Raw genomic sequence first — 12539 nt, 5'->3', positions numbered from 1 at the left:
TGAAAAAGGTGAACCTTCTGATCACGGGCGGCACCGGCTTCATCGGCAGCCGGATCGCGGCAGCCGCACAACAACGCCCGGACACCCACGTCCGCCTGCTGTCCCGCCGCGCCCTCAGCACACCCGCCGAGACCACGGCCGAGACCGAGACCGTACCCGGCGACCTCGCCGATCCCGCTTCCCTGTACGGCAGTTGCACCGGCATCGACGTACTCCTCCACTGCGCCTCACGTGTGAGCGGCGACCCGGAATCGCTCGCGGCGGTCAACGACCGGGGCACGAAAGCCCTGGTGGAGGAAGCGGTACGCAGCGGGGTGCGCCGCATCCTCCACGTGAGCACCGCCGCCGTCCACGGCCGGGGCCCCTTCCACGGCGTACGGCCGGGCGAGGCCCCCGTCGCTCCCGCCTCCGCCACCAGCCGCTCCCGTGCCGCCGCCGAGCGGCACGTCCTCGACGCGGGCGGCCTGGTGCTGCGCCCCCACCTGGTGTACGGCGAGGGCGACCGCTGGATGGTGCCCGGACTGGTCGGACTCCTGCGGGAGTTGTCGGCGACCGTGACGGGCTGCGAGGCACGGCATTCGATGATCGACGTGGACACGCTGGGCCGGGCGGCAGTCGCCGCGGCGCTCTCACCGGCCCACGGGACCGGTGTCCACTACGTCAACCACCCGGCCCCCGTCTCCGCGTCGGAGCTGCTCGCGGCCGTGTGCGCGCACGTGGAACAGCCCGGTGAGGGCGCGTCGGTGGACGTCACGACCGCCTACGCACGAGCCGCCGGATCCCCTCGCGCGCTGCATCACCTCGGCATGCTCACCGTCGACCACCGGTTCTCGGACGACGCCTTCTGGGAGAACCTCGACTGCGCACCCGGCGAGGGCTTCACCCGCGCCTTCCCGCCCGCGGCCTCCTGGTACCGGTCGTTCCTCACCCCGGACTGACCACCCGCCCCCGAAAACAAACCGACCAGAAGGTTTACATTCTGCGAAGAAGCGCAGAGAGCGGCCTCCGCTCCGGACGCGCCGCCACACCCTCCACCAGGCTTCAGCGACCCGATCCCCATGCGCTCCGCATCGAACCCCACACGCCCGGTCACCGACCGCCCGAAAAGATCATGAGATGTTCCTCACACGGCCGCGCCCTGTTCCAGGCCCATGACTCTCGGGCCCCGCCCCTCTTTCCACCCCGTTTCCGATCCGGTTCAACCGTCGACGACGGGACCGGTTCCAGAGGGCGCTTCGGACTCGGCAACCTCTGCCCGACCTCGACCCAGGCATGCGAAACGGGCGGCATCCTTGAAGGATGCCGCCCGTCCGACGGTGTGCGCGAGGGGGGAGTTGAACCCCCACGCCCTTGCGGGCACTGGAACCTGAATCCAGCGCGTCTGCCTATTCCGCCACCCGCGCATTGGGTGTGTCATCGGCCCCGCCCCGCAGGGGTTCGGCGCCTTCCGACACCAGAACATTAGCACGCTGATCGGGGTGGATTCACATCCCTTTCCACCGGCCACCGGACCCCACCCGGCCCGAGCAGCACCGCCGCGCACGAGCAGCACCAGCAGTACGCGCGAGCCCCCTTCGAGGCCCGGCGAGGCCCCGCACCGCACCGCCGCGCGGTGACGTCAACACCCCGGACAGAAACCACGCCGCGACCCGGACACACACGTATGGACGGGCACCAATGGGTATGAACGGGCACGGATGCGCTTGGATGTGTCCCCGTCCCTTCCACAAGAAGCACTTCACGTATCAACCTCGTACCGGTAGCCCCCCGTCTCCCCGGGTACCGGACGGAGTGCACAGCCGCGTGCGGGACACTGGTACACAGCCCCCTCTACGATCCATGGCAGGGCGGCTCGCACGAGCACGGCCGAAGGAGTTCGAAGAGGCCCCCCGGAGGGAACCCCGAGGGAACTCCGAGGGAACTCCGTCAGGCGTCGACACCGGCCGGCCGGGCAAGCAGGGGGAACCAGCCGATCGATCGGTACGTGGATACGATCAGTAAGCAGTACCAGGTAGACGGTGCGCGGATCGGCGCACCGGGCAGTAGACGCAGTGGACAGGGCAGTACGCAGGACGGCGACGACGGAGGAGGTGCCCCATGGGAGTCCTGAAGAAATTCGAGCAGCGGCTCGAAGGCCTGGTCAACGGCACCTTCGCCAAGGTGTTCAAGTCCGAGGTGCAGCCCGTGGAGATCGCGGGAGCACTCCAGCGGGAGTGCGACAACAACGCGACCATCTGGAACCGCGACCGCACCGTCGTCCCCAACGACTTCATCGTCGAGCTGAGCACCCCCGACTACGAGCGGCTCAGCCCGTACTCCGGACAGCTCGGTGACGAACTCGCCGGCATGGTGCGCGACTACGCCAAACAGCAGCGCTACACCTTCATGGGCCCCATCAAGGTGCACCTGGAGAAGGCGGAGGACCTCGACACCGGCCTGTACCGGGTGCGCAGCCGTACGCTCGCCTCCTCCAGCAGCCAGGCGGGCCCCACCGGCCCCGCGGGCCCCGGCACGGGCTCCCCGCCCGCCGGCCGCCCCGGTGGCTACGGATACCCGCCGGCCGCTCCCGCGGGAGCCCCGCCCATGCCGGCCGCGCCGCCGCCCGGCGGTTACGGCTACCCGCCGGCCGCGGGCGGCCAGCGGCCCCCCGCCGCACCCCCGTCCGCCGGCCGCACCCGCTACTGGATCGAGATCAACGGCAACCGCCACCAGATCTCCAACGCGACGCTGGTACTGGGCCGCAGCACCGAGGCCGACGTACGGGTCGACGACCCCGGCGTCTCCCGCCGGCACTGCGAGATCCGGACCGGAACGCCCTCGACGATCCAGGACCTCGGGTCCACCAACGGCATCGTGGTGGACGGACAGCACACCACCCGCGCTACGCTCCGCGACGGCTCGCGGATCGTCGTGGGCAGCACCACCATCATTTACCGGCAAGCCGAAGGGTGAAGCGGGGGCAATGTCAGAGCTGACCCTCACGGTCATGCGGCTGGGTTTCCTGGCCGTACTGTGGCTGTTCGTGATCGTGGCCGTGCAGGTCATCCGCAGTGACCTCTTCGGTACGCGGGTCACCCAGCGCGGAGCACGCCGGGAGGCCACCCGGCCGCAACAGAGCGCCCGGCAGGCACCGCCGCCGCAGCGCCAGCAGTCCGGGGGCGGCCGCCGCGGCCGCAACGCCCCCACCAAGCTGGTCGTGACAGAGGGCACCCTCACCGGCACCACCGTCGCGCTCCAGGGCCAGACCATCACGCTGGGCCGGGCGCACGACAGCACGATCGTGCTGGACGACGACTACGCCTCCAGCCGCCATGCCAGGATCTACCCGGACCGCGACGGCCAGTGGATCGTCGAGGACCTGGGCTCCACGAACGGCACGTACCTGGACCGGTCCCGGCTGACGACACCCACGCCGATCGGACCGGGTGCGCCGATCCGCATCGGCAAGACCGTCATCGAGCTGCGGAAGTAGTGCTACACCAATGACAGAACGCGAGCGGAGCGAGCACGCGGTGGGGGTCCCGACCCAGGACCCCGGCGCGCTCCCGACCGGAGGGTGGGCAGTGTGGCTCGACACGACCGGCTGTACCCGGAGCCGACGGGCGAGGTGCGCATGAGCCTGTCCCTGCGCTTCGCCGCCGGATCACACAAGGGGATGATCCGGGAGGGCAACGAGGACTCCGGCTACGCGGGTCCCCGCCTGCTCGCCATCGCCGACGGCATGGGCGGCGCCGCGGCCGGCGAGGTCGCCTCCTCCGAGGCCATCTCCACCATCGTCGCGCTCGACGACGACGTTCCCGGCTCCGACCTGCTCACTTCCCTCGGTACGGCAGTGCAGCGCGCCAACGACCAGCTACGCATGATGGTCGAGGAGGACCCCCAGCTCGAGGGCATGGGCACCACCCTGACCGCCCTGCTGTGGACCGGCCAGCGCCTCGGCATGGTGCACGTCGGCGACTCCCGGGCCTACCTCCTGCGCGACGGCGTCCTCACCCAGATCACCCAGGACCACACCTGGGTGCAGCGGCTGGTGGACGAGGGCCGGATCACCGAGGAGGAGGCGACCACCCATCCCCAGCGGTCCCTGCTCATGCGGGCCCTCGGCAGCGGCGAACACGTCGAACCCGACCTCTCCATCCGCGAGGTCCGGGCCGGCGACCGGTACCTGATCTGCTCCGACGGCCTGTCCGGCGTGGTCTCCCACCAGACCCTGGAAGAGGCCCTGGCGGGCTACCAGGGCCCCGAGGACACCGTGCAGACCCTGATCGAGCTGGCGCTGCGCGGCGGCGGCCCGGACAACATCACCGTGATCGTCGCCGACGTCCTCGACCTCGACACCGGTGACACCCTGGCCGGCCAGCTGTCCGACACCCCTGTCGTGGTCGGCGCCGTCGCCGAGAACCAGAACCAGCCGCACGACGGCAGCGCCATGCAGACCCCGGCCGGCCGCGCCGCCGGTCTCGGCCGCCGACGCGGCCAGGGCGGCGGGGGCGAGTTCGGCCCGCCCGGCAGCGGCGACGTCACCGGCTTCATCCAGACCGACGACTTCGGATACGACGAGAACGACTTCGTCAAACCCCGCAAGAGCCGAAAGTGGATCAAGCGCTCCTTCTTCAGCCTGCTCACCCTCGCCGTCCTCGGCGGCGGCGTGTACGGCAGCTGGCGCTGGACGCAGACCCAGTACTACGTCGGCACCAACGGCGAGCACGTCGCGCTCTACCAGGGCATCAACCAGGACCTGGCCTGGGTCTCGCTGTCGAAGGTCGAGAAGGACCACCCCGAGATCGAACTCAAGTACCTGCCGCCCTACCAGCGGAAGCTGGTCGAGGCGACCATCGCCGAGGGCGACCTGCACGGCGCCCGGTCGAAGATCGACGAACTCGCGGTACAGGCCTCCGCATGCAGGAAGGAGGCCGAGCGACGCACCGCCGAGAGCGAGAGCAACGCGAAGACCGGCGAGGGCGAGGCCGGAGGCACCACGGGAACCACACCCGCCTCCTTCACGTCCAACACGCCGACGCCGACGCCGAACCCCTCGGGTTCGACCGAGGCTCCGCAGAAGTCCACGCCCCAGTCCACGACCGCACCTACTCCCAGCCCCGGCCCCAGCCTCTCGGAGGAAGAGCAGAAGGTCGTCTCGCTGTGCGGTAAGCAGTAGGCAAGCCGTGAGAGGCCCTGTCACACGATGAGCAGTACTACCAACCCATCGGCGCAGCACACGTCCACGATCGGCGCGATCGGGGCGCCGAGCCGGCGCAACACCGAGCTCGCGCTGCTGGCGTTCGCCGTCGTCATCCCGGTCTTCGCCTACGCCAACGTCGGGCTGGCCCTCAACGACGAGGTTCCGACCGGCCTGCTGAGCTACGGCCTCGGCCTCGGCCTGCTGGCGGGCATCGGCCACATCGTCGTACGGAAGTTCGCTCCGTACGCGGACCCGCTGATGCTGCCGCTGGCCACCCTGCTCAACGGACTCGGGCTCGTCGCCATCTGGCGGCTGGACCAGTCGGAACTGCTGCAGCAAATCCACCAGGCGGGCACCGCCGCCCCCAGACAGCTGCTCTACACCGCCCTGGGCATCGCCCTGTTCGTCGCCGTGCTGATCTTCCTCAAGGACCACCGCGTCCTGCAGCGCTACACCTACATCTCCATGCTCGGCGCACTGGTCCTGCTGCTGCTGCCGTTGGTGCCCGGCCTCGGCCAGAACATCTACGGCGCCAAGATCTGGATCAAGATCGGCAGCTTCACCATCCAGCCCGGTGAGTTCGCCAAGATCGTCCTGGCGATCTTCTTCGCCGGCTACCTGATGGTGAAGCGCGACGCGCTCGCCCTGGCCAGCCGCCGCTTCATGGGCCTCTACCTGCCCCGCGGACGCGACCTCGGCCCGATCCTCGTCGTCTGGGCGATCTCGATCCTCATCCTGGTCTTCGAGACCGACCTCGGCACCTCGCTGCTCTTCTTCGGCATGTTCGTGATCATGCTGTACGTCGCCACCGAGCGGACCAGCTGGATCGTCTTCGGCCTGCTGATGTCCAGCGCCGGCGCCGTCGGCGTGGCCAGCTTCGAACCGCACGTCCAGCAGCGCGTCCAAGCCTGGCTCGACCCGATGAAGGAGTACACCCTCAGCCGGGCGGGCCAGGGGGGCCACTCCGAACAGGCCATGCAGGCACTGTGGGCCTTCGGCTCCGGCGGCACCCTCGGCACCGGCTGGGGCCAGGGCCACTCCGACCTCATCCGGTTCGCCGCCAACTCCGACTTCATCCTCGCCACCTTCGGCGAGGAACTGGGCCTGGCCGGCACCATGGCACTGCTGCTGCTCTACGCGCTGATCGTGGAACGCGGCGTGCGCACCGCCCTCGCCGCCCGCGACCCGTTCGGCAAGCTGCTCGCCATCGGCCTGTCCGGCGCCTTCGCACTCCAGGTCTTCGTCGTCGCCGGCGGCGTCATGGGCTTGATCCCGCTGACCGGTATGACGATGCCCTTCCTCGCGTACGGCGGTTCGTCCGTCATCGCCAACTGGGCACTGATCGGCATCCTGCTCAGAATCAGCGACACCGCCCGCCGCCCGGCCCCCGCGCCCGCCACCAACCCCGACGTCGAGATGACCCAGGTGGTCCGCCCGTGAACAAGCCCCTGCGCCGAATCGCGATCTTCTGCGGTCTCCTCATCCTCACCCTCCTCATCCGCGACAACTGGCTGCAGTACGTCAAGGCCGACGAGCTGAGGACCGACGAGCACAACCGCCGGGTCGCCATCGAGCGGTACGCAGCCCCACGCGGCGACATCATCGTCGGTGGCGAGCCGATCACCGGACACACCACCGCCAAGGGCGACTTCAAGTACAAGCGCACCTACAAGGACGGCCCGATGTGGGCGCCGGTCACCGGATACGTCTCGCAGGCTTACGGCGCCACCCAGCTGGAGGCCATCGAGGACGGCATCCTCACCGGCAACGACGACCGCCTCTTCTTCCGTAACACGCTCGACATGCTGACCGGCAAGAACAAGGAGGGCGGCAACGTCGTCACCACCCTCAACGCCGACGCACAGAAGGCCGCTTACCAGGGCCTGAAGAAGCAGGGCGGCAAGGGCTCCGTCGTCGCGATCGAGCCGTCCACCGGCAAGATCCTGGCCCTGGCCTCCTTCCCCTCCTACGACCCGTCCGTGTTCGCCGGCTACAGCAACTCCGACGCCGAGGCCTGGCAGAAGCTGCAGAAGAAGAACAACCCCGCCGACCCGATGCAGAACCGGGCACTGCGCGAGGTCTACCCGCCCGGCTCCACCTTCAAGGTCCTCACCGCCGCCGCCGCCCTGGAGGAGGGGCTGTACAAGAGCGCGGACGAGAAGACCGACACGCCCCTGCCGTGGATCATGCCCGGCACCACGACCGAGCTGCCGAACGACGGCAACATCCCCTGCGAGGACGCCACCCTGCGCGAGGCGCTCCGGGTCTCCTGCAACACCGTCTTCGGCAAGATCGGCGCGGACCTCGGCAACGACACGATGCTCGAGTACGCCAAGAAGTTCGGCTTCACCGAGGAACAGTTCGTCCCGGTCCGCTCCAGCGCCTCGGTCTTCTCCGACGACATGAACGAGTCGCAGACCGCGCTCTCCTCCATCGGCCAGTTCAACACCGCCACCACCCCGCTGCAGATGGCCATGGTCACCGCCGCCATCGCCAACAACGGCACCCTGATGAAGCCGTACATGGTCGACGAACTCCAGGCCCCGAGCCTCGACACCATCGAGAAGACGGACCCGGAGAAGCTGAGCGAGCCGATGTCGGCGGAGAACGCGCAGATACTCCAGTCGATGATGGAGACCGTCGTCTCCGAGGGCACCGGCAGCAGGGCGCGGATCGAGGGCGTCACCGTCGGCGGCAAGACGGGTACCGCCCAGCACGGCGTGGACAACAGCGAGAATCCCTACGCGTGGTTCATCTCCTACGCCAAGGGCGAGGACGGCAGCTCACCGGTGGCCGTGGCCGTGATCATCGAGGACGACGACGCCGTGCGCGGCGACATCTCCGGCGGTGGCCTCGCGGCCCCGATCGCGAAGAGCGTGATGGAGGCGGTCGTCAAGGGCAAGCAGTGACCCCGGTCACGTCTGCTTCACATCGGTGCACGTTGCGGTACCGGTCCTGTATCGGCTGACGTACTTGGCCAGGTCACACAAAGCGAGCCGGGTACGGTAGGGCCCGGACGGCAGCCTCCGGCCGCACGAACGTGCCGACCGGGACCGACGGAGAGGGCTGGTAGTTAGCTATGGAAGAGCCGCGTCGCCTCGGCGGCCGGTACGAACTGGGCCACGTGCTCGGCCGCGGTGGCATGGCGGAGGTCTACCTCGCGCATGACACCCGCCTCGGCCGCACCGTTGCTGTGAAGACGCTACGCGCCGACCTCGCGCGCGACCCGTCCTTCCAGGCCCGGTTCCGCCGGGAGGCCCAGTCGGCCGCCTCGCTCAACCATCCCGCGATCGTCGCGGTCTACGACACGGGCGAGGACTACATCGACGGGGTCTCCATCCCGTACATCGTCATGGAGTACGTCGACGGCTCCACGCTCCGGGAACTCCTGCACAGTGGCCGCAAGCTGCTGCCGGAGCGGACGCTGGAGATGACCATCGGCATCCTCCAGGCACTGGAGTACTCGCACCGGGCCGGCATCGTCCACCGCGACATCAAGCCGGCGAACGTCATGCTGACGCGCAACGGCCAGGTCAAGGTCATGGACTTCGGCATCGCCCGCGCGATGGGCGACTCCGGCATGACGATGACCCAGACCTCCGCGGTCATCGGCACCGCGCAGTACCTCTCGCCCGAGCAGGCCAAAGGCGAACAGGTCGACGCCCGCTCCGACCTCTACTCCACCGGCTGCCTGCTCTACGAACTGCTGACCGTCCGTCCCCCGTTCGTCGGCGACTCCCCCGTCGCGGTCGCCTACCAGCACGTCCGCGAGGAACCGCAGGCACCGAGCGTCTTCGACCCCGAGGTCACGCCCGAGATAGACGCGATCACGCTGAAGGCGCTCGTCAAGGACCCCGACTACCGCTACCAGTCGGCCGACGAGATGCGCGCCGACATCGAGGCCTACCTCGACGGCCAGCCGGTCGCGGCCACCGCGGCGATGGGCTCGGTCGGCTACGGCGGCTACCCCGACAACCAGGCGACGACGGCTCTGCGCACGGACGCCGGCGCCGCCACCTCGATGCTGCCGCCCATGAACCCGGACGACGGCGGCTACGGCTACGACGACCGCCCCGGCAGGCGCCGCCAGCAGCAGAAGAAGAACAACACCTCGACGATACTGCTGGTCGCGGCGGGCGTCCTGGTCCTGATCGGCGCGATCCTGCTCGGCCGCTCGATCTTCAGCGGCAACGGCGGCGTGGGCAACGACGACGTCTCGGTCCCGAACTTCGTCGGCAAGACAGAGACCGAAGCCGAGAAGCTGGCCACCAACTCCGACCTGGTCCTCAAGTTCACCTCCGAGCCCTGCGAGGACCAGAGCAAGGGCAAGATCTGCGAGCAGGACCTCGAACCGGACACAGAAGTCAAGAAGGAATCCACCGTCAACCTGGTGGTGTCCACCGGGGCGCCCAAGGTGGCGGTGCCTGATGTGCAGGGGCTGTCCTACGAGAAGGCGAAGTCACAGCTCGAGGACAAGGGCTTCGACGTCGAGCAGAAGACTGAAGTGTCGGACCAGACCCCGGGCATCGTCATCGGACAGGACCCCGCAGGCGACACGGAGCAGGAGAAGGGCACCACGATCACCCTCACCGTCGCCAGGGCGGCGGAGAAATCCACCGTGCCCGATGTCAGCAATCAGTCCTGCGACGATGCCAAGGTTCAGATGACGGCCAATGACCTCGTCGGTAACTGCACCGACGTGGAGACCGACAACCCTGACCTGGTCGGCAGGGTCATTGGAACCGACCCTCAGCGGGGTACCCAGCTCCCCAAGAACTCGCCGGTGACCATCCAGATCGGCAAGGCCAAGGAGGCCGAGAAGGTCACCGTCCCGAACGTCAACGGCCAGACCCTCGAGAACGCCCAGAAGATGCTCGGGGAGGCCGGGCTGGCGGTCGGTGACATCAAGGGCTCGCGGGACCCCAACTCCCTCGTTTTCGGCGCCGACCCCGGCCAGGGCAACCCGGTCGACAAGGGAACGGCGGTCACCCTGATCACCGTGGACCCGGGCGGCAACAACGGCGGTAACAACGGTGGCGGCCCCGGCGGCATCTTCGGCGGCCTCACCGGCGGGAACAGAGACTGACACCTCCTGGAACACCCCGAACACGCCAGAGCCCCGGCCCCCTCTCCGGAGGGCGCCGGGGCTCTGGCGTACCCGCGTACGGGCATGTACAGAACTGACCTCCTCCAAGGAGGCCAGTGGGATCCAGTCCCGCTCCCGAGCCTCCCTCTGCGGTGTCCTCAACACGCTGACCTGCGGCAATTCGGGAGTGACAACATGTCACTCCCGTTGGCCAGTTGTCCACAGGCCCGCCGGATCCCCTCTCACCCACCCACAGCGGAGCCCCGGCCCTTGAACGCACGTCCTTGCCTCGCTCGTGCCTTCGCGTGCCACGGCTCGTTGATCGGGTGGGGTGGCGCAATGAGTTCTGTCCCGACCACGAGCCCCGAAGGGGCAGGCGATGATCAAGGAATCAGTACCGCTGGAATCGCCGTCGCTGCGCAGCAGCGTGCTGGACCGCACGGACGTGCTCGACAGGGTCAAGGCCCTGTCGCTGCTGCCGGACGGCATGCATGTGACGACGGCGATGGTGGCGGCGTACTTCGAGGTGGCCGATACGGTCGTCAACAACCTGCTCAGCCGCCACCGCCAAGAGCTCCAGTCCAACGGAATGTGGGCGCTGCGTGGCTCAGAGCTGCAGAATTTCAAGGAACTCAACCTGAGTTCCTATGGCCATCCACAGCCTCGCTCCGCTCTCGCCATCTGGTCCCGCCACGCCGTCCTCAACGTCGCCATGCTCCTCCGGCGCAGCGAAGTCGCACGTCAGGTGCGTGTGTACCTGCTCGATGTGGAGCACCTGGCTCGCACACAGCCTGTGGAAAACCCTGCTCCCGCGGACTTCACCTCTCTCGACGCCCGCATCGACCGGCGCATCACCCACATCCTCGGCAGGACGGTCGTGCCGATGTTCAACGCCCTGATCGCCACGTCCGGTGAACACCGCCACGAGCTCCTCGAACTCCGCAAGGACATCGAGAACGTCGAACGCAGGCTGTGCCGGCATCACAAGCGCCTCGCCACTCTGGAAGGAGAGGCTCCCGCGGAGAACGTCAGGTCGACACTCAAGGCGATGACCCGGCAGGCGTTCGAACAGCATGTCGCCGACCTGCTGCGGCGCGACGTCTGCACCGATGTCGTCGTACGGCAGGCCCGCAGCGACAGGGGCATCGACATCACCGGCCGCACCGCGGACGGGCGGACCGTGGCCGTCCAGTGCAAGAACCGGTCCCGCCGCTGGACCGTGCCCAGCGCCGACATGCAGAGGTTCGCGGGCGCGGCGTGTGCCATCGGCCGGGTGGACCTCGCGCTCTCCGTCGCCACCTGCGAATTCAGCCACGAGTCCCAGGCGATCGCCGATCTGACCGGAGTCGTCACGGTCAATCGGGAAGAAGTGGAGGCCTGGACCGCCGGAGTGCGTCTCAAGGCTCTGCGGTAGCGGCGGATCACAAAGGCCCGAAGCCGCGAGAGCAGGTTGCGGCTTCGGGCCTCCGTCATGTCAGGGGACTGAGGTCCTCGGAGGACTTCGGTCAGCGCAGTTCCTTCGGTGGGGTCCGGTCCTTGTCGACCTTCTCCGTGCGCTCCAGTTCGCCCCAGACGATGTAGCGGTACGTGCTGGTGTACACCGGGGTGCAGGTCGTCAGGGTGATGTAGTGGCCGGCCTTCTTGCGGCCGGACTCCTCTGGGACCTTGGAGAGGACCTCGATGTTGTACTTCGAGGTCTCGGGAAGGATCGCGTAGGTCTTGTAGACGTACCACGTGTCCTTCGTCTCGAAGACGATCGGGTCGCCTTCCTTGATCTTGTGGATGTCGTGGAACTTGGCCCCGTGGCCGTCCCGGTGCGCGGCCAGCGAGAAGTTGCCCTTCTTGCCGGAGGTCGGCAGGGTCGCCTTCACCGGGTCGGTGTAGTAGCCGGCGACGCCGTCGTTGAGCACCTTCATCGTGGTGCCCTTCTCGACCAGGATGTCGTTGCCCATCGCGGGCACGTGCAGGAAGCCGATCCCGTCCTTGCTGTCGTAGGAGGCGGGGCCGCCGCCGGTGCCGGTGCCGGGCCCCTGGGCCCAGTTGTCACGCACCTTGTCCGCCTGCTTGTCCGCCGCGCGGTCGGCGAGCACGTTCGTCCACCACAGCGAGTAGACGACGAACAGGCCGAGCAGCAGGCCCACGGTGATGAGAAGTTCCCCGAGCGCGCTCACCGCGATCGCGACCGGCCCCATGCGGCGGCGCGCCGGAGGCGACGGTGACGCGGGCCTGGCGGTGTGCTCTTCGGTGTCGTCGGCGGTCGCTGCCACGTTT

General features: G+C 68.5%; 9 protein-coding genes and 1 tRNA gene. 8 read left to right on the top strand and 2 right to left on the bottom strand.

Translation table 11 applies throughout. The features are described 5' to 3' along the window. Positions 1-8 precede the first annotated feature (8 nt). Positions 9-938: an NAD-dependent epimerase/dehydratase family protein gene (locus ACVW19_RS17205; RefSeq protein WP_457460236.1), complete on the top strand. Its 930-nt coding sequence runs from the start codon at positions 9-11 to the stop codon at positions 936-938. Between the two features lie 381 nt (positions 939-1319). Here the strand turns inward: ACVW19_RS17205 and ACVW19_RS17200 are convergent. Further along, positions 1320-1403, bottom strand: a tRNA-Leu gene (locus ACVW19_RS17200). Positions 1404-2097: 694 nt separating this feature from the next. Here ACVW19_RS17200 and ACVW19_RS17195 point away from each other — a divergent pair. From ACVW19_RS17195 to ACVW19_RS17165, 7 genes are all read left to right on the top strand, one after another. After that, positions 2098-2952 (top strand): FhaA domain-containing protein, encoded by an 855-nt coding sequence (locus ACVW19_RS17195; RefSeq protein ID WP_457460235.1) that lies wholly within the window; start codon positions 2098-2100, stop codon positions 2950-2952. Between the two features lie 10 nt (positions 2953-2962). Then, entirely contained in the window at positions 2963-3472 is a 510-nt protein-coding gene (locus ACVW19_RS17190) for an FHA domain-containing protein FhaB/FipA (RefSeq protein ID WP_109376622.1), read from the top strand. Between the two features lie 141 nt (positions 3473-3613). Then, positions 3614-5158 carry a Stp1/IreP family PP2C-type Ser/Thr phosphatase gene (locus tag ACVW19_RS17185; protein ID WP_457464647.1) on the top strand — a complete coding sequence of 515 codons (1545 nt, stop codon included), beginning with the start codon at positions 3614-3616 and terminating at the stop codon, positions 5156-5158. 27 nt (positions 5159-5185) lie between these two features. Next, complete coding sequence (locus tag ACVW19_RS17180; protein WP_457460234.1) at positions 5186-6622, top strand: FtsW/RodA/SpoVE family cell cycle protein; 1437 nt, start codon at positions 5186-5188, stop codon at positions 6620-6622. Further along, positions 6619-8091 (top strand): peptidoglycan D,D-transpeptidase FtsI family protein, encoded by a 1473-nt coding sequence (locus ACVW19_RS17175; protein WP_457460233.1) that lies wholly within the window; start codon positions 6619-6621, stop codon positions 8089-8091. The genes ACVW19_RS17180 and ACVW19_RS17175 overlap by 4 nt, the downstream gene beginning before the upstream one ends. A 170-nt stretch (positions 8092-8261) precedes the next feature. After that, positions 8262-10268 carry a Stk1 family PASTA domain-containing Ser/Thr kinase gene (pknB, locus tag ACVW19_RS17170; RefSeq protein WP_457460232.1) on the top strand — a complete coding sequence of 669 codons (2007 nt, stop codon included), beginning with the start codon at positions 8262-8264 and terminating at the stop codon, positions 10266-10268. Between the two features lie 379 nt (positions 10269-10647). Next, complete coding sequence (locus ACVW19_RS17165) at positions 10648-11682, top strand: restriction endonuclease (RefSeq protein WP_457460231.1); 1035 nt, start codon at positions 10648-10650, stop codon at positions 11680-11682. 91 nt (positions 11683-11773) lie between these two features. Here the strand turns inward: ACVW19_RS17165 and ACVW19_RS17160 are convergent, their stop codons facing one another. After that, positions 11774-12535, bottom strand: coding sequence for a class E sortase (locus ACVW19_RS17160; RefSeq protein WP_457460230.1), 762 nt, complete (start codon positions 12533-12535; stop codon positions 11774-11776). Positions 12536-12539 lie beyond the last annotated feature (4 nt).

Source organism: Streptomyces sp. TE5632 (assembly GCF_054061295.1).
The sequence above is the reverse complement of the archived record's forward strand: the minus strand, read 5'-3'. Positions and strand labels throughout refer to the sequence as shown.

Bases quoted from the DNA above. Each gene is read 5' to 3' on its own strand.
- ACVW19_RS17195 (WP_457460235.1), top strand. From the start codon at position 2,098: ATGGGAGTCCTGAAGAAATTCGAGCAGCGGCTCGAAGGCCTGGTCAAC.
- ACVW19_RS17185 (WP_457464647.1), top strand. From the start codon at position 3,614: ATGAGCCTGTCCCTGCGCTTCGCCGCCGGATCACACAAGGGGATGATC.
- ACVW19_RS17180 (WP_457460234.1), top strand. From the start codon at position 5,186: ATGAGCAGTACTACCAACCCATCGGCGCAGCACACGTCCACGATCGGC.
- pknB (WP_457460232.1), top strand. From the start codon at position 8,262: ATGGAAGAGCCGCGTCGCCTCGGCGGCCGGTACGAACTGGGCCACGTG.
- ACVW19_RS17190 (WP_109376622.1), top strand. From the start codon at position 2,963: ATGTCAGAGCTGACCCTCACGGTCATGCGGCTGGGTTTCCTGGCCGTA.
- ACVW19_RS17165 (WP_457460231.1), top strand. From the start codon at position 10,648: ATGATCAAGGAATCAGTACCGCTGGAATCGCCGTCGCTGCGCAGCAGC.